The organism is Mesorhizobium sp. M8A.F.Ca.ET.161.01.1.1 (assembly GCF_004792105.1).
Classification (GTDB): domain Bacteria; phylum Pseudomonadota; class Alphaproteobacteria; order Rhizobiales; family Rhizobiaceae; genus Mesorhizobium.
This window is the reverse complement of the sequence record NZ_SRTD01000013.1, coordinates 119,220-138,944: the sequence shown is the minus strand read 5'-3', so window position 1 is coordinate 138,944 and position 19,725 is coordinate 119,220. Positions and strand designations below refer to the sequence as shown.

Here is a 19,725-nt window from a genome sequence, read left to right as displayed (position 1 = left end):
AGCATGGCGGCGGTAGAGACAGTGCAGCGGGCGTCGGGGCGCGGCATCTGGGGGTGGATGTTCTTCGACTGGGCGGCGCAGCCGTTCTTCACCGTCGTCACCACCTTCATTTTCGGACCGTATTTCGTCTCGCGCATGGCGAGCGACCCGACCGCCGGACAGGCGGCCTGGGGTTATGGTATCGCCGCGGCGGGGCTGGTCATCGCGATCCTGTCGCCCATCCTCGGTTCGATCGCCGACCAGACCGGGCCGCGCAAGCCGTGGATCGCCTTCTTCGCGACGATCAAGATCGTCAGCCTCACCCTGCTGTGGTTCGCCGCGCCCGGTTCGAACCTGTTCCTGGTCGTGCTGTTGTTCTCGCTGGCTTCGGTGGCGGCCGAGTTCTCGACCGTGTTCAACGATTCCATGATGCCGCGCCTGGTGCCGAAGGCCGAGATCGGCAGGATCTCCAACATGGCCTGGGGACTTGGCTATCTCGGCGGTATGATCGCGCTGATCTTCGTCGTCCTGTTCCTGGCAGGCAATCTGGAGACCGGCAAGACGCTTATCGGCATCGACCCGCTGTTCGGGCTCGATCCGAAGCTTGGCGAGGACGCGCGCTTCACCGGACCGATGTCGGCCGGCTGGTATTTCCTGTTCATCCTGCCGATGTTTTTCTTCACGCCCGACGCCGTCAAGGGCATCCCGATCGGGCCGGCGGTGCGCGAGGGCCTGTCGGAACTCAAGTCGACACTCGCCGAAGTGCGCAACCGCAGCGGCATCCTGCGCTTCCTCGCGGCGCGGATGATCTATCAGGACGGCGTCAACGCGCTGCTGGCGCTGGGCGGCACGTTCGCGGCCGGCATGTTCCACTGGTCGATCACCGAGATCGGCCTGTTCGGCATCATCCTCAACGTCGTCGCCATCTTCGGCTGCTGGATCGCGGCGCGGCTCGATACCGCGCTCGGCTCGAAGCACGTCGTGATGGTTGCGCTGGTCATGCTTTCGGTCGCCACCGTCGGCGTCGTCTCGACCGGACCGGGCTTCACACTGCTCGGCCTTATACCGCTGTCGACCGCCGATTCAGGCGGGCTGTTCGGCACCGCCGCGGAAAAGGCATACATCATGTATGGCCTTTTGATCGGCCTCGCCTTCGGTCCGGTGCAGGCCTCGTCGCGCTCCTACATGGCGCGCAGCGTCACCGCCGCCGAATCCGGGCGCTATTTCGGCATCTACGCGCTGGCCGGGCGGGCCACCAGCTTCCTGGCGCCGTTCATGGTGGCGACCATCACCACGCTCAGCGATTCGCCACGGCTCGGCATGGCCGCGATCATCCTGTTCCTCGGCATCGGCATGGCGATCCTGGTTGGAACGCCATATCCGGCGGATCGGCCGGTTGAGTAGCAGCGCCACTTCCTTCTCCCACAAGGGGAGAAGGATGGGGGTGCTCAATGCCGGAAATGCCGCACGCCTGTGAACACCATGGCGATGCCATGTTCATCCGCGGCAGCGATGACGTCGTCGTCGCGCATCGAACCGCCCGGCTGGATCACGGCCGTGGCACCGGCCTCGATGGCCGACAGCAGGCCGTCGGCGAAGGGGAAGAAGGCGTCCGAAGCGACCACCGAGCCCCTGGTCAGCGGCTCGGTCACCCCGGCGGCCTCCGCCGCGTCGAGCGCCTTGCGGGCGGCGATGCGTGAGGAATCGACGCGGCTCATCTGGCCGGCGCCGATGCCGACAGTGGCGCCGTCCCTGGCATAGACGATGGCGTTCGACTTGACGTGCTTGGCGACGCGGAAGGCGAATTTGAGGTCGGCCATTTCGGCCGGCGTCGGCGCGCGCTTCGTCACCACCCTCAGTTCGAGGTCGTCGACCACGGCGTTGTCTCGGCCCTGGACGAGCAGGCCGCCGGCGACGGACTTGACCGTCGTGCCTGCTGTACGCGGATCGGGCAGGCCGCCGGTGACCAGCAGGCGCAAATTCTTCTTGGCGGCGATGATTGCCGCGGCCTCGTCGGTGGCGTCGGGCGCGATGATCACCTCGGTGAAGGTTTTCATGATTTCCTGCGCCGCCTCGGCGTCGAGGGTGCGGTTCAAGGCGACGATGCCGCCGAAGGCCGAGACCGGGTCGCAGGCGAGCGCCTTGGCGTAGGCCGCCTTCAGCGACGCGCCCTCTGCGACGCCGCAGGGATTGGCGTGCTTGATGATGGCGACGGCGGCCGAGCGGTTGGGGTCGAACTCGCCGGCCAGTTCGAAGGCGGCGTCGGTGTCGTTGATGTTGTTGTAGGATAGCTGCTTGCCTTGCAGCTGCCGCGCCGTGGCGACGCCCGGCCGCTTGTCGCCATTGACATAGAAGCCGGCGCCCTGATGCGGGTTCTCGCCATAGCGCATGACTTCGGCCAGCCTGCCGCCGAAGGCGCGCCAGGTCGGATGCTCGATCTCCAGCGCCTCGGCGAACCAGCCCGAGATTGCCGCGTCATAGGTGGCGGTGCGGGCGAAGGCCTTGGCCGCCAGCTTCTTGCGGAAATCCAGCGACAGCGAGCCGATGTTCATCTCCAGCGCGTTGAGCACCGCGGCGTAGTCGCCGGGATCGGTGACGATGGCGACGTAAGCGTGGTTCTTGGCCGAGGCGCGGATCATCGCCGGGCCGCCAATGTCGATATTCTCGACGATCGCCGCGTAGTCGGCGCCGGAGCGGCGGACTTCCTCGAAGGGATAAAGATTGGAGACGACGAGATCGATCGGCTCGATGCCATATTTGCGCATCGCCAATGCATGCTCGGGATCATCGCGCACGCCTAGCAGCGCGCCGTGCACCGACGGGTGCAGCGTCTTGACGCGGCCGTCCATGATCTCGGGAAAGCCGGTGAGCTCGGAGACGTCGCGTACCACCATGCCGGCCTCGGCGATCGCTTTTGCCGTGCCGCCAGTGGAGACCAGCTCGACGCCGGCCGCGGCCAGCGCCCTGGCAAAGTCGAGCATGCCGGTCTTGTCGAAGACAGACAGCAGCGCGCGGCGGACCGGAACGAGGTCGGGGGCGGGAATGTTCTTGGCAGGAACGGCCATGGGCTGGCGGCCTTTCAAGTCTGGAGGAGCAAGCCCGCGCCGTAGCACATGAGGCCCGGAAATCAAGCGTTCGCTTTTTCACGGCATGCCATTGCCGCCGCAAGCTCAGTTGTTTTCGGGATAACCGGCGATCTTTGTCCGCGTCAGCTGCCAATGGACTTCGGCAATTTCGGACGCCCTGAAAGCGAGCACGATCTGGCGGCTGCGGCGTGGACCGCCCAGACCGGCGAAATAGATCGATTCCTCCACCTCGGGCATCACTTCGCTGGAGGTGAACACCCAGGTGTCGGCCTGATCGGCGGTCAGGATCAGCCGCTCCTGTTCGTCCTGCAGCAGATTGATGTCCGGATGGATGTGAAAACGAACGGTGATGAAATCGCGGCCGTTGTTGCGGACCGCGGCGTTGCCGGGCCGATGGAACCGGTCCCGGCCCACCAGCACATTGCCGTCCGAGGAGAGTTTCAGTTCACGCTCATGCAGGAAGCCGAAACGCTGGAGATAGCCATCATGACGGGCGATGAAGCCGTGGACGCCCTTCTGGTCGATGCGTTTGCACTGCACTTGCTGCGGGCCGCCGATCAACGGCGAACCCAACTGGTCGTTGACCCGCAGCGCATGGGTGAAACGCGCCGAAGACGTGTCGTTGATGGTGGCTGTCGAATGCGCGGCGGTGGCACGGGCCAGCGGTCGGAACTCGGCGGCGCCGTAGGTGTCGATGCCGGCATTGACGATGTAATGCTGGCGCCCGGACGACAGTTCGAAGGCGAGGCAGCCGGCATGGGCTGCATTGGACACGTCGACCGGCGGCGGCAGGCCGGTATCGGCGATGACGGTGGTGCCACCGATCGCCAGCCGCTCATAGCCCGAATGCGGCGCATGCAGCAGCGGCGAGCCGGCGGTGTCGTCGTGGCGCAGGATCGTGGCGATGCGGTCATGGATGGTGGCGCCCATGCCGTTGAAGCGGGCGAGGCTGCCGTCCTGATGGCGGAAGAAGCGCAGCGCCGGCAGCATGCGGTCGATGGCGCCGATCAGCGCCTGCGGCGGCGCTTCGGCCTGGTTGGCATAGGTCTGCCGCAGCGGCAGAAGGTCGGCGAGGATTTCCAGCACCGCCATCGGGTTGCGCGAGACATGGCCGCCGTCGGCAAGAATCTGGCGATTGAGTTCGTCGGCGAGGTTGCGGGTGGCGCCGCGCAGCGCCGAGGCCGGCGCTGGGAGGGACAGGGCGGCGAATGCCAGCGCGATGCGAGCGCGCAGCCGGTCCTTGCCGTCGGGCATTTCGCGCGCCATGGACTTGAGATAGCGGATCTGCATCGCCAGCGATTTCAGGAAGGCCCGGTAGAAGGGAAATTCGGCGCCCTGCAGCACGACGGAAGAATGCTGCAGCCAGGCGATGATGCGTTTGGCCGTCGTGCCTGGCTCCCAGGCAATGCCCGAAATATGGCTGCCATGCATGGTGATCCAGTCGGAAACGAGCGCGCGGGCGTTTGCCGCGGCCAGCTCCGTGCCGGCGGCGCGCATGTGGCGCAGCCAGCGGAAGCCATGCAGGGTCTTCTGCCAACCGTGATTGGGGACATTGATCTGGAAAGGGGATTTGCCGCCGGTCTCGACCAGATGGCCAGACAGGGGATAGCGGCCGTAATAGATCTCGAGTGCGATCTGCGGATCGGCGAGGCGCAGGTCAGGCGGCGCGATCAGGACGCGTTCGGGCGTGCGGCCGGAATAGCGCCAGCGATAAACCGGCCCGGCACGCAGGCGCCGGCGCGTCTTGCGCCAGAACTCCTTCGCGACCAGCGTCCACAGACGCGTCGTGTTGCCGGCAGCAAGTGCCAAAAGCCCTCCTGGTCGTCCTCTACCCCGGCACAAGTTTACATGATTGAACGTAGCGTGCGAAGGCGAATTCCTGGCAACGGGTCCAGTTAACCCGGTCTTAACCCTGACTTGCCCTAAAAAAGTCAACAAATCCGGGCGGTTACACGCTTAGCCGGCGCGGCGCATACGCGCGGCGAAGAAGCCGTCCAGACCGGAGCGCTCCGGCGCGCCGAGGTCGAGATCGGCGGGCGTGGTGCGCAGCGTGCCTTGCTGCGTCAGGAACGAATCGATGCCGGCGATCTCGCCCTGATGCAGCGGATCGTCAATGACCGTAGCCGCGTCCTTGAGGAAGGAACGATGCAGTTCTTCACCTTCGAGCGGGTCGAGCGAACAATTGGAAAAGACGATCCGGCCGCCGGGCCTGACCAGCGTGACGGCGCGGGCGAGCAGCCTGCGCTGCAGGTCGGCGAGTTTTTCGACGTCCGCCGCCGTCTTGGTCCACGGCACGTCGGGATGCCGCCGCACCGTGCCGGTCGAGGAACATGGTGCGTCGAGGAGCACGGCGTCGAACAACGCCGCCGGCTCGTATTTGAGCAGGTCGGCCTGGACGATTTCGGCGGACAGTCCGAGGCGGTCGAGGTTCTGCTCCAGCCGCGCAAGCCGGTTCTTCGAGGTATCGACGGCGGTGACCCTGGCGCCGGCCAGGATCAGCTGAGCTGTCTTGCCGCCGGGCGCGGCGCAGAGATCGGCGATGCGCAATCCGCCGACATCGCCGAACAGTCTTGCCGGCAAGCTGGCGGCCGCATCCTGGACCCACCAGGCGCCTTCGGCGAAGCCAGGCAGTTCGGTGACAGGGCCGGCAAGCTTCTCCACGCGCACCGTGCCGGTTGGCAGGACTATGCCGCCGAGCTTTTCGGCCCAGAGTTCGGCATCGGCCTTGACCGAGAAGTCGACCGGCGCCTCGTGGCGATGGGCGGCCAGGATCTGCCCAGCCTTCTCGGCGCCGTAGGCCGCCTTCAGCCGGTCGGAAAACCATTTCGGCGCTTCGTCGGTGGCGGCAAGCACTGCCGGAAGTTCGGCCTCCTTGGCGCGCGCGAGCGTGCGCAGCACGCCGTTGACCAGGCCGGAAAAACGCTGCGTGCGGGGGTCGGACTTGGCGTGCGTCACGGCGAGGTCGACGGCCGCGCTGTCGGGAATGTCGAGGAACAGGATCTGGGCCGCCGCCACATGCAGTATGTGCGACAAGGCGGTCGCGTTGGGCGGCAGCGGCTTTTCCAGGCGCCGCGCCAGCAATCCCGATATGGTCATGCGGTAACGCAGCGCGGTGACCAGTATGGCGCGCACAAGGCCACGGTCGCGCAAATCGAGCGCCTTGTATTGCGGATGGCCGTTCTCGTGGTCGGTCAGGCCATCAAGCGGCGTGCGGGCGTCGATGACGGCGGCCAGCAGCCGCGCCGCCGCCTTGCGCGCGGCAAGGCCGGCAACGAACTCGCCGCCGGCATTGTGTTCCTGATCGCCTGAAACCGTGCGTCGAGGTGCTCTGCCCGCCACGCTCACGACCACCGGCCCTTGGGTCCGGTCGGGTTGCGGCCCCACGGATTGGATTTCGGGCTGGCCGGTTCGGCCTGTTGTTCCGGTTCGGCCGGCTTGCCCCACGGTCCGGCCGCCTGCGGCTCGTCCGCCCGCGGCGGCGTCTGTGTCTGGCGCTGCGTGGCCCGCGCAGCGCCATCGCCCATTTCGCGCGCCATCGCCTGCAGCGCGGCGATGCGGTTGTCGGTGCTCGGATGGGTGGAGAACAGACTGTCCATGCGCTCGCCATGCAGGGGGTTGATGATGAAGAGATGCGCCATTGCCGGATTGCGCTCGGCGTCGGGGTTGGGAATGCGTTCGGCCCCGCGGGCGATCTTGTCAAGCGCGGAGGCCAGCCACAGCGGGTGTCCACAGATTTCGGCGCCGCGCCGGTCGGCCTCATATTCGCGGGTGCGGCTGACCGCCATCTGCACGATCATGGCCGCGAAGGGCGCCACGATCATCGCCGCCAGCACGCCGACAAAGCCGAACGGATTGTTTTCGCGGTTGCCGCCGAGGAAAAAGGCGAAATTGCCGAGCATCGAGATGGCACCGGCAAAGGTGGCGACGATGGTCATGGTCAGCGTGTCGCGGTGCTGGACGTGGGCGAGCTCATGCGCCATCACGGCGGCGACCTCTTCGTGGGTCAGCCGCTGCAACAGGCCCGTCGAGGCGGCCACCGCCGCGTTCTGCGGGTTGCGGCCGGTGGCAAAGGCATTCGGCTGCGGATTGTCGATCAGATAGGTTTTCGGCATCGGCAGCCCGGCCTGCTTGGCCAGTGCCTGGACGATGGCGTAATATTCCGGCGCGTTCTTCTCGTCGACCTCGACGGCGCGGTTCATCGACAGCACCATCTTGTCGGCGTTCCAATAGCTGAACAGATTGGTACCGGCGGCGACCACCAGCGCGACCATCATGCCGCCCGAGCCGCCGATCAAAAAGCCGACGCCCATGAACAGCGCCGTCATGGCGGCGAGAAGCATGGCGGTGCGAATGGTGTTCATCGTCTGCTCCTGTCGCGATGGTGGTGAAAAAGGGTCGATCCTTGCGAGGTCATCGCTATATGATGGGAAACGCCTGTTCCTGTTTCAATCCGCGGGAAATATCGCATGAACGACGAAACCAGTAAAACGCCCGCCGGCGATGGCAATGCGCCGCGGAAAGATTTGACGCCAGCCGCCCGCCGGGCGCTGGCGGAAGCCGACGCACGACGCACCGACTATCTCGCGCAGGAAGCCGCCCTGCCGAAAGAGATCGGTGGCCGTGGCGGCAAGGAGCCCGGCCGCTATGGCGACTGGGAGATCAAAGGCCTGACCAGCGACTTTTAGAGTGTGTCGATATTCAGCTGAGGCCGGCCGGCGTATCTCGCCATAGCTGGTGCGCCCAGACTAAGCGGCACTGCGCTGGGGCTCGAGCGCCAGCCAGCCTTGCTCGTCGACCGTGAGGCCGACCATGTCATAGGCCGATATCGCGGCATGCGGGGTCTGCAGCGCGTGCTGGTGCGTGGCGTTGATCACCATGACCGAAGCGCCCGCCGCCTCGGCCGCCGCAATGCCGGCCGGCGCATCCTCGAACACCAGACAATCGCGCGCGTCGAAGCCAAGCCGTCTCGCGCCGAGCTGGAAGCAATCGGGCGCCGGCTTGCCGCGGGAAACATCCTCCGCCGCGACGAGGACCGCTGGGACAGGAATGCCGGCGACCTTCATGCGTGCAAGCGCCAGCGAGCGTGGCGCCGAGGTTACGATCGCCCAGCGCTCCGGTGGCAGCGAATTGAGGAACGCAACGGCGCCGGCGATCTGGAGAATGCCATCCAGATCGGCCGCTTCCGCCTTCAGGAGCAGGTCGGCTTCGTGCGTCGGATCGACGCCCGGGAGCGCCAGGGCGGTGATGGTCTCGATCGCCCGCACGCCATGGATGGTCGGCAGGAAGGCGGCGACGTCGAGGCCGTGCCGTCGTGCCCAATCACTCCATACCCGCTCCGCCGAGGCGATGGAATTGATGAGCGTGCCGTCCATGTCAAAGAGAAAGGCGGCGAATTTCTTGCCTGGGTACATGATTTTCCTTGGATTGCGGGGTGTGCCTTGGGGAAGAGCGCAACCGTATCTTCCAGGCGCCGGCATGGAAAGGCGCGAGAACGCCTTTTCGGACGGTCCAGGGAACCACCATCCCCCAACCGCGTTTCAGCCACACTATCTCCATGACCATCGAAGGGGGACGCGATGCTGATACGGCTCGGCTACGAAATCGCCATTGAATGCACAGAGCCGACGCCGGTGATTTCGCTGCTCGAGATTCACCGGGACAGGCAGGCCGATATCAAGCGGCAGACGCGGGTGCTGACGTCGCCTTCGGTGCCGACTCGGCTCTACCATGACCTGCACGGCAATGCCTGCCGCCGCTTCACTGCCCCCGCCGGCGGCTTTCGCATCCTCTACGACGCGGTGATCGAGGACAGCGGCGAGACGGACGAGATCAATACGCTGGCCAGGGAAATGCCGGTCGCCGAATTGCCCGACGAGGTGCTCGGCTATCTCCTCGGCAGCCGCTATTGCGAGACAGATCATTTGAGCAATCTCGCCTGGCAGCTTTTCGGCCATCTTCCCTCCGGCTGGGCGCGGGTACAGGCAATCGTCGATTATGTCCACAACCGGCTGTCTTTCGGCTACGGCTATGCGCGTTCGACTCGCACCGCCGCGCAGGCGCACGAGGAACGTGTCGGAGTGTGCCGCGACTTCGCCCATCTGGCGATCACGCTTTGCCGTTGCATGAACATTCCGGCGCGCTACGTGAACGGCTATCTCGGCGACATCGGCGTGCCGGCCGATCCGGCGCCGATGGATTTCTCAGCCTGGATGGAAGCATTCCTCGACGGCAAGTGGTACACGTTCGATCCGCGCCATAACCGGCCCAGAATTGGTCGCGTCGTCATCGCGCGCGGCCGCGATGCCACCGACGTTCCCTTGCTGCACAGTTTCGGCCCACACCGGCTTACCTTGTTCAAGGTATGGACCTACGAGCAGGAAGGCAGGCTGTTCAATCCACCCCACCACGGTATCGACAGGACGGCCAGCGCACAGATGCTGGCCTAGGCATGTCGATATTCGGATGAGGCGGCCTGCGATTGCCTCACCTGAATCTCAACACAGCTGTCCCGGTACAGTTGACCCGTTGCGGCACAGAGACGCTGTTCCGCAACAAGACGTCGCCGCACACCCCACGAGGTCTTTGGTCTCGCATGGTAAGCGTCCGGTAAACGCGCGCGCGAATACAGTCCGACGTTTACCGGTCATTCACCTTCCTGCGCTGTGAAAATCCAACAAAAACAATGTTCTGCTGGCGAACTCCTGGTCTGCGGTCCGATCGCCGCGTCATCCGGCTGGAATCCTGCACTGCCCTGTCCGCGGCGACGAGGCCGAGGCAAGCGGAGGCTGTTGGATGCGGAATTACGGGGGTCTTGTTCACGCGGTCGGCGAGTTGGCCAGGGATCGCGGTGGAAATTTCGCGGTCCTGTTCGGCTTTGCCGCCTCGGTCTTGGCGCTGGTCGCGGGCTTTTCGGTCAATGTGACCCAGCTCTACAATGCCAAATCGAGCCTGCAGGGCGTGGTCGATGCGGCTGTAACATCGACGGCGCGTGACCTGACCACCGGTGCCATCAAGGAAGCCGACGCCAACAAATCCGTGCAGGCTTTTCTGGAAGCCAACAGCACGGCGGGCATGCTGCACGCCGGCCAGATCGTGCTCGACAAGCTGATCGTCGACAGGACCGCCAATACGGTCCAGGCGGATGCCCACGTCGATGTCGACCTCTATTTCCCGTTGTTCAGCACCGGTGCCATGCAGCGCGTCGGCGCTTCCACCACAGCGCTCTATTCCGACAAGCAGATAGAGGTGGCCATGATGCTCGACATAACGGGATCGATGGCCAAACGGGGCAACGTCAACAAGATCGGCGACCTGAAAGCAGCTGCGCGAAATGCCGTCCAGACGATGCTCGAGAACCAGGACTCGAAGAACCCCCGCGTTCGTGTCGCGATTGTGCCTTATGCATCTGGCGTGAACGCCGGCAAACTGGCGGAGAACGTCTATGCCGAAAAGCAAGGGAGTTCTGAACTGCCACCCGTCGCCGGCAGTTCGCTTCTGGTTGCCAAGACGGGCAAAAATCTGCTGCCGTCCTTCAGCGACTACATCTCCATTGTTGGTGCGGCCATGCCGCGCCCGGATAATTGCGCTACGGAGCGCAAGAACAAAAACGGCGACGCGGATTTGAGCGCCGACGGCCCAGACACTGTTCGCACAGACAGGAACGGCAAGAAATATTATGCCCTGGTCAATCGGGATGATCATCTCGGCGGCGAAGGAATGAACAGGTGTCCTGACGCGCAAGTGATCCCGCTGACCGCGGATTCCGATGCATTGCTTGATTCGATCGACGACTTCCGGGCCGGTGGTTATACAGCCGGCGCAATCGCCATTCAGTGGACCTATTATATGCTGTCGCCGCAATGGCGCAGCGCGATCAAGAATGCCGGCCTCGGCAACGGCGCTTCGAATGCCAATGGAAAGAGGATTGCCAAGGTCGCAATCCTGATGACCGATGGCCAGTTCAATACGGCCTTCGCGGGTGCCGCCGGGAGCTACAACGGCCAGGGTAACCTTGCGCGCGGCAATGCTGAAACGCTGTGCGGCAACATGAAAAATGACGGCATCGAGATTTTCACCATCGGCTTCGACCTGAACGATAAGGACATGTCGGCAACCGAGCGGGACCAGGCAAAGGCGGTGCTAAAGGATTGTTCGTCGAAAGACTCCTCCGCCACCGAGAAACATTATTTCGAGGTGTCCACCGGAAGTGAATTGGACGATGCCTTTCAGGAAATCATCCGCAACACCGAAAAGGTCATACTGACCCAATAATCCGCGAAAAGGAAAAGGCCGCCGCTTCTTTCGAAGCCGGCGGCCTTCCGTGTTTCCGTCCATGGCGCGGCTCAATGGCGGTGACGTTCACGTCACCCGCCGCGCATCTCGCGCCTTAACGGGAAGACTGCTTCCCGAAAGTGCAATCCGCTGAGGCCACGTTCTGGAAAACGAAATCACTCGACATCGGATCACCTCCTTTCAGTTCGTTGAACACACCTTCATGATGGGGTGCGTTGCAGCAAATGACAAGTGCCCTGCTGAAAAAGGCGTCCTTGCCGGAAGATGGCGCCGCATGCTCCGGCTTGCGATCCAGGTCTTAAACGGACAAGATTGAGCCATCGACCGCGGGGGGAAGGACATGGACGCCACCGAAAGAGCGGCGCGCATCGTTAGAACGGTAGTCGAGGCGGTGAAACCCAGCTTCGCGGTCAGGCTGTGGACAGGTGAGCGGATCGGCCCCGCCACCGGCCCCGTGCTGATCATCAACGACCACGACATTGTCTGGCAGATCGTTCGCCGACCGTCCCTGTCGACCCTTATCGAGATGTGGATTTCCAAGGCAGTCGACATCGAAGACGGATCGCTGTTCGATTTCTATGCCCTGCCTTCGACGGGCAAGCTGCGGCCGAAGCTGAAGACTTTGCCGAAACGGGCGCTTCTGCGTGACTTGCCGGCGGTGTTGTTTTCGAGAAAGCAGATGACGTCGCGGGTAGATCTCGCCGGTCGCAACCCGTTCGTCAGCGGCTCCAGCAAGGAGGCGATCCAGCATCACTATGATATCTCGAATGCCTTCTATGGGCTCTTTCTCGACGAGCGCATGGTCTATAGCTGCGGGTATTTCCAGGATTTCGCAAACGGCATCGACGAGGCGCAGGTCGACAAGCTCGACCATATCTGCCGCAAGCTTCGGCTGAAACCCGGTGAAAGATTGCTCGATATCGGCTGCGGCTGGGGCGCGATGCTGATCCACGCCGCGAAAAATTATGGTGTCGTCGGACACGGCGTTTCGCTGTCGCAAGCCCAGACCTCGCTAGCCCGCGAGCGCATTCGCGCCGAGGGTCTGGAGGACAAGATCACCATCGAGATAAAGTCCTACGCGGAGCTGACCGGCACCTTCGACAAGATATCGTCCATCGGTATGTTCGAACATCTAGGCCTGGCAAACCATGCAGCCTACTTCTCCGCCGTCCACCGGCTGCTGAAGCCGGGCGGCATCTATCTGCATCACGCCATCACAAGGCGCAGCAAGGGCGACATCAAGAAGACCCTGCGCAAGGGGCCGGAATACAAGGCACTGATCAAATACATCTTCCCGGGTGGCGAGCTGGACACGATCGGCATGACGCTCGGCAATCTCGAAGCACACGGCTTCCTCGTCTACGATGTCGAGAATTTGCGCGAGCACTATGCCCGCACCTGCAGGCTGTGGGCCGAGCGTCTGCAGGCGCGGTTCGGCGAGGCGATCGCCGAGGTCGGCGAAGCCAAGGCGCGGCTGTGGCTGCTTTACCTGAGCGGTTGCTCCATCACCTTCGAACGCGCCTCGGCTCAGATATTCCAGACCGTCGCCACAAAGCGCGCGCGGGGTCCAAGTGGCTTGCCGCCGACGCGGGCGGATCTCTACCGGTAGCGCCGCGCGCCGAGCTCGGGCTTTATTCGGCGATGCCGAGCGAGGCGATATAGGCCGCCGAAGCCGGTATCCGGGACTTGTCCCTGATCTCGATGATGAGGCGCGGATTGCTTTCGAGCCTGGCGAGCGCGGCAAAGACCGAACGCCATTGGATCGTACCTTCGCCGAGGCTCCAATGACGATCGGCGTAGCCGTCGGCATCCTGCAGATGGACATGTTGCAGGCGGTTGCCGGCGGCGTGCACAAAGTAGTCCACCGGCGGAGCGCCGGTCGAGCCATGGGCATAGTAGGCGTGGCCGGTGTCGATGGAGACCGCGACCGCGGGCGACTTGAAGCTGTCGGCCAAGGCCACGCGGATGTGCGGATCCTTGTCCTCGTTGTTTTCGAGCACCATGGTGCAGCCGATGTCTTCGGCCCGCTTGACGGCGTCGCGCAGTGTCAGGTGGCAGTACTCGGTGATTTTTTCGCGCTCGCCGGGATTGTTGTCGAGGTTGTTGTAGGACCAGGTCGTGTAGGGGCTGTGGACGACCATGTGCGTCGCACCGACGGAGGCGCAGACTTCGAGACCTTGCAGCAGACGTTTGCTGATGACGCTGCGGATATCGGGGTCCTGCGAGGCGATGGTGAAGCCCCAGAAAGGTCCGTGAATCCCGAGCCGCCCCTTGTGGCCGTCGAGAAGCTTTCTGGCGCGGGAGGCGAGCGGTGACCAGTCGCCGTTGAGAACGTTGGCCTCGGCGAAGCTTTGCAATTCGAGGTCACGCTGCCTTTCGAAAAGCCAGTCGCGGTGGATCTCAAGGTCGTCCAGGGTCATGGCCGCGCCAAGGATGGGCAAGGAAGTCATAGGCACTCCGATTGGTGGGATCTGAAATTGGCGGACGACGGAAGCGACAAGGCGAGCCGCGCCAGCTGTATGGCGCGGTTTTCTGTCATGCGTATTACAGGCAGCGTGAAGAGGGGGGCCACATCTCTATCGCACCAGGGCGGCGCGCTACGGGGCTATGCCGCCACGAAACGCATCGGCGCACCGATATCGACACGGCCGGGTTGGTCGACGGTGCAATAGACGCCGAGATTGTGGGCGTTGTAGCGCACCAGATTGCGCAGGATGCCGGGATCATTGTCGAAACCGTCCTGGGCAATGATGGTGAAGCCGCAGCGGCGGCACGGCTCGGAGATGGTCAAGACGAGGTCGCCGATGGCGAGCTTGCGGCCGATCCATTCGGTTTCGGGAAACGAGCCGTCGACTGGAGCCATGTCGACGACGATGTTGGGGCGGAAGCGGCGCGGATCGGCGGCACCATCGGGATGCAGTGCCTTCAGCCGCGCCAGCGAGGCCGTGGTCAGGAGATGGATCGGCGCCTTCTTGTAGCGCGCCTGCGTCAGCGGGCCGGCATAGGCGGGCGGGGCGTTCTCGCGGCCGAACGGGCGAATCGAGGCGGCAAAGCCAAGATAGTTCGACACCGCGCGGTCGCATTCGGGGCCTGGCGCGCTGAGCCAGTCGCCGCCGGGAACGGCGATTTCCAGTACGCGATCATGGCTCAACCGGGTCCTGATGCGCGGCACCTTGTGCCACTTGGCGTCACGATCGGGCCGGGCGATCTCGTTGTCCGACGTATCGACGAGGCCGAACATACGGTCGCCCTCGATACTGTCGGTGCCGACCGCGATCGCCTCCAGCCGCTCGCCGGCGAGCGAACTCGCCGGATAGCGCCAGAGTTCGGCAACGCAGCCGATCGCGGCCATGGCGGGCGTCAGCCCTTCTTGTTCTGCCGGTTGGCGACGAGGTCGTCGACCACGGCCGGATCGGCAAGCGTCGAGGTGTCGCCAAGGGCGCCGAAATCGTCCTCGGCGATCTTGCGCAGGATGCGGCGCATGATCTTGCCCGAGCGGGTCTTGGGCAGGCCGGGCGCGAACTGGATCTTGTCGGGCGTGGCGATGGCGCCGATCTCCTTGCGGACATGGGCGACAAGTTCCTTGCGCAGATCTTCGGTCGCTTCGACGCCCCTCATCAAGGTGACGTAGCTGTAGATGCCCTGGCCCTTGATATCATGGGGATAGCCGACGACTGCGGCTTCCGAGACTTTCTCATGGCTGACCAGCGCCGATTCGACCTCGGCGGTGCCCATGCGGTGGCCGGAGACGTTGATGACGTCGTCGACGCGGCCGGTGATCCAGTAATAGCCGTCCGCATCGCGGCGGCACCCGTCGCCGGTGAAATACTTGCTCTTGTAGGTCGAGAAATAGGTCTGCACGAAGCGGTCGTGATCGCCATAGACGGTGCGCATCTGGCCGGGCCAGGAATCGGTGATGCAGAGATTGCCATCGGCCGCACCCTCCACCACCTTGCCCTCGCCGTCGACCAGCTGCGGCTTGACGCCGAAGAAGGGCCGCGTCGCCGAACCCGGCTTGAGGTCGGTGGCGCCGGGCAGCGGCGTGATCAGGATGCCGCCGGTTTCGGTCTGCCACCATGTGTCGACGATCGGCACCTTGCCGTCGCCGACGACGTTGAAATACCACTCCCAGGCTTCCGGGTTGATCGGCTCGCCGACGGAGCCCAGCACACGCAGCGACTTGCGCGACGTCTTCTTCACCGGGTCGTTGCCGGCGCCCATCAGCGCGCGCAACGCCGTGGGCGCGGTGTAGAAGATGTTGACCTTGTGCTTGTCGATGACCTCCCAGAAGCGTGACTGTGAGGGGTAGTTCGGCACACCTTCGAACATCAGCGTGGTGGCGCCGTTGGCGAGTGGCCCGTAGACGATGTAGCTGTGGCCGGTCACCCAGCCGACATCGGCGGTGCACCAGTAGATGTCGCCGTCATGATAGTCGAAGACATATTGGTGCGTCATCGACACATAGACGAGATAGCCGGCGGTGGTGTGCAGCACGCCTTTCGGCTTGCCGGTCGAGCCCGACGTGTAGAGGATGAACAGCGGATCTTCCGCCTTCATCTTCTCCGGCTTGCACTCGGACTTCACCGTCGCGACTTCGTCGTGATACCAGACATCGCGGCCCGGCGCCCAGCCGATCTTGGCGCCCGTGCGGCGCACGACCACGACGTTCTTGACCATGACGTGGTGCTTGGCGGCGATGTCGATCGCCTTGTCGGTGTTGTCCTTGAGAGGAATGGGTTTTCCTCCACGCAGGCCTTCATCCGATGTGATGACGAAGGTCGATTCGCAGTCGACGATGCGGCCGGCAAGCGCATCCGGCGAAAAGCCGCCGAAGACGACCGAATGGATGGCGCCGATACGCGTGCAGGCCAGCATCGCGTAGGCCGCCTCCGGGATCATCGGCATGTAGATGGTGACGCGGTCGCCTTTCTTGACGCCGTGCTTCTTCATCACATTGGCGAGCCGGCAGACATGCTCGTAGAGCTCGCTGTAGGTGATTTTCTTGTCGTCGTAAGGGTTGTCGCCTTCCCAGATGATGGCGGTCTGGTCACCGCGCTTCTTCAGGTGGCGGTCGATGCAATTGTACGAGACATTGGTCTGGCCATCCTCGAACCACTTGATGGAGACCTTGCCGTCGAAGGAGGTGTTCTTAACCTTGGAGAAGGGCTTGAACCAGTCGATGCGCTTGCCGTGCTTGCCCCAGAACTTGTCCGGGTTTTTCACACTGTCGGCATACCATTTTAGGTAGGTGTCATTGTCGATCAGGGCGTTCTTCTTCCACGCCGGCTTGACGCGATGGACATGAACCTCGGACATTTCTTGGCTTTCCTCCCGAACCAATCCGCCAGCTTGAAATGCCCGCGGGATCGCGGCGACGCAGCCGCGAATTCGGCGGCATTATTACCAGTTCCGCCGCGACGGCAACATTAGACGTTGGATTCGCGCGGCGGGATGCCGCAGGGGCGCTTTTCGAGACTGTCAGCACTCGAAACGGTTCGCTGCTAACTGCATGTTTTTGTGGGAAAAGTTCGTTTTGCGATCAAGAAAAATCAATAGACAGTTAAGTAACGGCGCGCACAATTGGTGCCTGGGAGGAAAGGAGAATCAACCTTGGGGACCGCAATGCGCGACCATCTTGAAATGGACCTGATGCTCAAAGGCTACGGCCTGACCACGGCCAAGATTCTTTATCATTTTCCCGACCACCCGCATCTTCTGCAGAGCTTCGTCTGGCAGGACTACGACATCGCTCCGAAGTTCCCGGTGCTGATCCGGTTCATCGAATTCTGGAAAGCCAAGCTGGATGGGCCGCTGCATTCGGTGGTCTATACGCACCAGAAGCTGATCGCCCCGAATGAATGGCGCAAGGTGGATGGGGAGTTCGTCCTGCACTGAGGGTCGGATAGGGCGACGATGGCTGTCGAGGAAGGCGTCCTACGGCGCCCCCCTCTGTCCTGCCGGACAGTCCGGCAGGACAGAGGGGGGCGCTGTCCCGCGACGTAACCTGTTAGCGCCTATCAATCACATGGCCGGCGGGTTCAGCCGGGCAAAGCCTTCCTGGCGGCGATAGGGGAAGTACGGGTAGGGCGCGGTGACCTCGCTTGCCGCGTCGAGTTTTTTGACCTGCTCCGGCGTCAGCGTCCAACCGACGGCGCCGAGGTTCTGGCGCAGTTGCTCCTCGTTGCGGGCGCCGATGATAACAGATGAAACGGTCGGGCGCTGCAGCAGCCAGTTGATGGCGATTTGCGGAACCGTCTTGCCGGTCTCCTCAGCCACCGCGTCAAGCGCCTCCATGACCCTGTAGAGATGTTCGTCCTCGACCGGCGGGCCGAAGCTCGCGGTCTCGTGCAGGCGGCTCTTTTCCGGCAAGGGCTGGCCACGGCGGATCTTGCCGGTCAGGCGGCCCCAGCCGAGCGGACTCCACACCAACGCGCCGACGCCCTGGTCGAGGCCGAGCGGCATCAGCTCCCATTCATAGTCGCGGCCGAGCAGCGAATAGTAGACCTGGTGCGCGACATAGCGTGGGTAGCCGTGCGTCTGCGCCAAGCCGAGCGACTTCATCACTTGCCAGCCGGAGAAGTTGGAAACACCGACATAACGCAGCTTGCCGGAGCGAACCAGGCCGTCCAGCGTCGCCAGAACTTCCTCGATCGGCGTCCCGGCATCGAAGGCGTGCAGCTGCAGCAGGTCGATATAGTCGGTGCCGAGACGCTTCAGCGCGGCATCGACCGACTTGATCAGCCGCGAGCGTGACGAGCCGTGGTCGGCCGGGCCGTCGCCCATCGGCAGCGCGGTCTTGGTCGAGATCAGAACGGCGTCGCGGCGGCCTTTTATCGCCTCGCCGAGCACCTCTTCCGAGGCGCCGTTCGAATAGACGTCGGCGGTGTCGAAGAGGTTGACGCCGGCCTCGAGGCAGATGTCGATAAGCCGCCGCGCTTCTTGCGCGTCGCTGTTGCCCCAGGCGCCGAACAGTGGGCCGGATCCGCCGAAGGTTCCGGCGCCGAATGAAAGCGCCGGGACTTTCAAACCCGATGCGCCGAGACGTCGATAGTCCATTTTCTTGCTCCTGGTGGTTTGTGAAGAAGTGAGGCGATTCGGATGTCGGAGATGTCACAACCGGACGGAGGCGGGCGCGCCTGATATGGCGCCGCGATCGAGGCGCAGCGCCAGTCCGGCCACGGCGAGTGCCGCGAGCGGCGGCAGGGCAGCGACCCAAGTGAGCGAACCCAGTCCAAGGCCATGGGCGATGACCGCGCCGCCAAGCCAGGCGCCGGCGGCATTGCCGAGATTGAATGCGGCGATGTTGAACGATGAGGCCAGGCTTTGGCCGGCGCCTTGCGCCTTTTCCAGCACCCACATCTGCAGTGGCGCCACGGTGGCGAAGGCGGCCGCACCGAGCAGGCCGACATAGATCACGGCCATGACCTGGCTGTGGATGGCGAAGCTCATCGTGGCAAGCACCAGCGCCAGCACCACGAGACTGCCGAGCACCGCCGGCACCAGCCAGCGATCGGCGACCTTGCCGCCTGCGAGATTGCCGGCGATGAGGCCACCGCCGAAGACGAGCAGAATCGGCGACACGGCCGCTTCCCCGAAGCCGCTGATCTCGGTGAGCAACGGAGCGATGTAGGTGAAGACGGCGAAGACGCCGGCATAGCCCAGCACCGTAGTGGCGAGGCCGAGCAGGACGGGCGTTCGGCGCAGCACGGCGAGATCGGCGCGCAAGTCGCTCTTCTCCGGCGTCGCCTGGCCACGCGGCACCAGGGCCAGGATGACGGCGAAGGCCGCGAGGCCGACCGCGGTCACTGCCCAGAAGGTCGCGCGCCAGCCAAAAGCCTGGCCGAGCCAGGTGCCGAAAGGTACGCCGAGGATGTTGGCGATGGTCAGGCCGGTGAACATCAGCGCGATCGCCGAAGCCTTCCTGTTGGGCGCGACCAGACCAGTGGCGACCACTGAGCCAACGCCGAAGAACGTGCCGTGGGCAAAGGCGGTGACAATGCGCGCACCCATCAGCGTCCAGTAATCGGGCGCCAGCGCACAGGCGAGGTTGCCAATGGTGAAGATCGCCATCAGCGCCAGCAGCACGGTTTTGCGCGGCCAGTTGCCGGTGGCGATGGTCAACAGGGGTGCGCCGATGACGACACCGAGCGCATAACCCGAGATCAATTGGCCGGCGGCCGAGATCGACACACCAAGATCCTTACTGACATCGATGAGCAGGCCCATGATGACGAATTCGGTGACACCGATGCCAAAGGCACCGGCAGCGAGGGCATAGAGAGCAAGAGGCATGGCGGTTTCCACTTTGAAAGACGGGCCGTTCAGGCGATGAGCGCCTGTCCAACCCGCGCCCCGACCGGGAAGATCG

The 19,725-nt window shown here is 63.9% G+C and carries 16 protein-coding genes; 6 read left to right on the top strand and 10 right to left on the bottom strand.

The window, feature by feature from the left end; genetic code table 11:
• Positions 1 to 3: 3 nt before the first annotated feature.
• Complete coding sequence (locus EN804_RS26270) at positions 4 to 1,383, top strand: MFS transporter (protein WP_127278614.1); 1,380 nt, start codon at positions 4 to 6, stop codon at positions 1,381 to 1,383.
• A gap of 44 nt (positions 1,384 to 1,427) precedes the next feature.
• Here EN804_RS26270 and purH read toward each other — a convergent pair whose 3' ends face one another.
• From purH to htpX, 4 genes are all read right to left on the bottom strand, one after another.
• Positions 1,428 to 3,044, bottom strand: coding sequence for a bifunctional phosphoribosylaminoimidazolecarboxamide formyltransferase/IMP cyclohydrolase (gene purH / locus EN804_RS26265; protein WP_135921682.1), 1,617 nt, complete (start codon positions 3,042 to 3,044; stop codon positions 1,428 to 1,430).
• Positions 3,045 to 3,149: 105 nt separating this feature from the next.
• Entirely contained in the window at positions 3,150 to 4,874 is a 1,725-nt protein-coding gene (locus EN804_RS26260) for a heparinase II/III family protein (RefSeq protein ID WP_135921681.1), read from the bottom strand.
• Between the two features lie 147 nt (positions 4,875 to 5,021).
• Complete coding sequence (locus EN804_RS26255; RefSeq protein WP_189522216.1) at positions 5,022 to 6,410, bottom strand: RsmB/NOP family class I SAM-dependent RNA methyltransferase; 1,389 nt, start codon at positions 6,408 to 6,410, stop codon at positions 5,022 to 5,024.
• Complete coding sequence (gene htpX / locus EN804_RS26250) at positions 6,407 to 7,426, bottom strand: zinc metalloprotease HtpX (protein ID WP_135863317.1); 1,020 nt, start codon at positions 7,424 to 7,426, stop codon at positions 6,407 to 6,409. The genes EN804_RS26255 and htpX overlap by 4 nt, the downstream gene beginning before the upstream one ends.
• 105 nt (positions 7,427 to 7,531) lie before the next feature.
• Between htpX and EN804_RS26245 the strand changes: the two genes are divergently transcribed.
• Positions 7,532 to 7,750: a DUF1674 domain-containing protein gene (locus tag EN804_RS26245; RefSeq protein ID WP_127277742.1), complete on the top strand. Its 219-nt coding sequence runs from the start codon at positions 7,532 to 7,534 to the stop codon at positions 7,748 to 7,750.
• A 60-nt stretch (positions 7,751 to 7,810) separates the two neighbouring features.
• On the opposite strand, the gene EN804_RS26240 is transcribed toward EN804_RS26245, so the two are convergent.
• Positions 7,811 to 8,476 (bottom strand): HAD-IA family hydrolase, encoded by a 666-nt coding sequence (locus EN804_RS26240; RefSeq protein WP_127277741.1) that lies wholly within the window; start codon positions 8,474 to 8,476, stop codon positions 7,811 to 7,813.
• A gap of 165 nt (positions 8,477 to 8,641) precedes the next feature.
• On the opposite strand from EN804_RS26240, the gene EN804_RS26235 reads away from it, so the two are divergent.
• The 3 genes from EN804_RS26235 to EN804_RS26225 all read left to right on the top strand — a co-directional run bounded on the left by EN804_RS26235 (position 8,642) and on the right by EN804_RS26225 (position 12,966).
• Positions 8,642 to 9,511, top strand: a complete 870-nt coding sequence (locus EN804_RS26235; RefSeq protein ID WP_127277740.1) for a transglutaminase family protein — start codon at positions 8,642 to 8,644, stop codon at positions 9,509 to 9,511.
• A 346-nt stretch (positions 9,512 to 9,857) separates the two neighbouring features.
• Positions 9,858 to 11,336, top strand: coding sequence for a pilus assembly protein (locus EN804_RS26230; RefSeq protein WP_135921679.1), 1,479 nt, complete (start codon positions 9,858 to 9,860; stop codon positions 11,334 to 11,336).
• 361 nt (positions 11,337 to 11,697) lie between these two features.
• The gene (locus EN804_RS26225; RefSeq protein ID WP_135863311.1) at positions 11,698 to 12,966 is read left to right on the top strand and encodes a cyclopropane-fatty-acyl-phospholipid synthase family protein; all 1,269 of its coding nucleotides are present in this window, start codon (positions 11,698 to 11,700) and stop codon (positions 12,964 to 12,966) included.
• A gap of 22 nt (positions 12,967 to 12,988) precedes the next feature.
• Here EN804_RS26225 and EN804_RS26220 read toward each other — a convergent pair whose 3' ends face one another.
• From EN804_RS26220 to acs, 3 genes are all read right to left on the bottom strand, one after another.
• A complete protein-coding gene (locus tag EN804_RS26220; RefSeq protein ID WP_135921678.1) occupies positions 12,989 to 13,807 on the bottom strand; it encodes a sugar phosphate isomerase/epimerase family protein in 819 nt (272 codons plus the stop codon).
• Between the two features lie 155 nt (positions 13,808 to 13,962).
• On the bottom strand, positions 13,963 to 14,709 hold the full coding sequence (locus EN804_RS26215) for an MOSC domain-containing protein (protein ID WP_127873369.1): 747 nt from the start codon (positions 14,707 to 14,709) through the stop codon (positions 13,963 to 13,965).
• A gap of 8 nt (positions 14,710 to 14,717) precedes the next feature.
• The gene (acs, locus tag EN804_RS26210) at positions 14,718 to 16,673 is read right to left on the bottom strand and encodes an acetate--CoA ligase (RefSeq protein ID WP_135921677.1); all 1,956 of its coding nucleotides are present in this window, start codon (positions 16,671 to 16,673) and stop codon (positions 14,718 to 14,720) included.
• Positions 16,674 to 16,979: 306 nt separating this feature from the next.
• Between acs and EN804_RS26205 the strand changes: the two genes are divergently transcribed.
• Positions 16,980 to 17,252: an usg protein gene (locus tag EN804_RS26205; protein WP_023784217.1), complete on the top strand. Its 273-nt coding sequence runs from the start codon at positions 16,980 to 16,982 to the stop codon at positions 17,250 to 17,252.
• A 126-nt stretch (positions 17,253 to 17,378) separates the two neighbouring features.
• Here EN804_RS26205 and EN804_RS26200 read toward each other — a convergent pair whose 3' ends face one another.
• Positions 17,379 to 18,413 carry an aldo/keto reductase gene (locus tag EN804_RS26200; protein WP_135921676.1) on the bottom strand — a complete coding sequence of 345 codons (1,035 nt, stop codon included), beginning with the start codon at positions 18,411 to 18,413 and terminating at the stop codon, positions 17,379 to 17,381.
• 54 nt (positions 18,414 to 18,467) lie between these two features.
• Complete coding sequence (locus EN804_RS26195) at positions 18,468 to 19,649, bottom strand: MFS transporter (protein ID WP_135921675.1); 1,182 nt, start codon at positions 19,647 to 19,649, stop codon at positions 18,468 to 18,470.
• Positions 19,650 to 19,725: the final 76 nt, after the last annotated feature.

Excerpts from the sequence above, each read along its gene's own strand:
- EN804_RS26270 (WP_127278614.1), top strand. The coding sequence starts at position 4 with ATGGCGGCGGTAGAGACAGTGCAGCGGGCGTCGGGGCGCGGCATCTGG.
- purH (WP_135921682.1), bottom strand. The coding sequence starts at position 3,044 with ATGGCCGTTCCTGCCAAGAACATTCCCGCCCCCGACCTCGTTCCGGTC.
- htpX (WP_135863317.1), bottom strand. The coding sequence starts at position 7,426 with ATGAACACCATTCGCACCGCCATGCTTCTCGCCGCCATGACGGCGCTG.
- EN804_RS26245 (WP_127277742.1), top strand. The coding sequence starts at position 7,532 with ATGAACGACGAAACCAGTAAAACGCCCGCCGGCGATGGCAATGCGCCG.
- EN804_RS26240 (WP_127277741.1), bottom strand. The coding sequence starts at position 8,476 with ATGTACCCAGGCAAGAAATTCGCCGCCTTTCTCTTTGACATGGACGGC.
- EN804_RS26235 (WP_127277740.1), top strand. The coding sequence starts at position 8,642 with ATGCTGATACGGCTCGGCTACGAAATCGCCATTGAATGCACAGAGCCG.
- EN804_RS26230 (WP_135921679.1), top strand. The coding sequence starts at position 9,858 with ATGCGGAATTACGGGGGTCTTGTTCACGCGGTCGGCGAGTTGGCCAGG.
- EN804_RS26225 (WP_135863311.1), top strand. The coding sequence starts at position 11,698 with ATGGACGCCACCGAAAGAGCGGCGCGCATCGTTAGAACGGTAGTCGAG.
- EN804_RS26220 (WP_135921678.1), bottom strand. The coding sequence starts at position 13,807 with ATGACTTCCTTGCCCATCCTTGGCGCGGCCATGACCCTGGACGACCTT.
- EN804_RS26215 (WP_127873369.1), bottom strand. The coding sequence starts at position 14,709 with ATGGCCGCGATCGGCTGCGTTGCCGAACTCTGGCGCTATCCGGCGAGT.
- acs (WP_135921677.1), bottom strand. The coding sequence starts at position 16,673 with ATGTCCGAGGTTCATGTCCATCGCGTCAAGCCGGCGTGGAAGAAGAAC.
- EN804_RS26205 (WP_023784217.1), top strand. The coding sequence starts at position 16,980 with ATGCGCGACCATCTTGAAATGGACCTGATGCTCAAAGGCTACGGCCTG.
- EN804_RS26200 (WP_135921676.1), bottom strand. The coding sequence starts at position 18,413 with ATGGACTATCGACGTCTCGGCGCATCGGGTTTGAAAGTCCCGGCGCTT.
- EN804_RS26195 (WP_135921675.1), bottom strand. The coding sequence starts at position 19,649 with ATGCCTCTTGCTCTCTATGCCCTCGCTGCCGGTGCCTTTGGCATCGGT.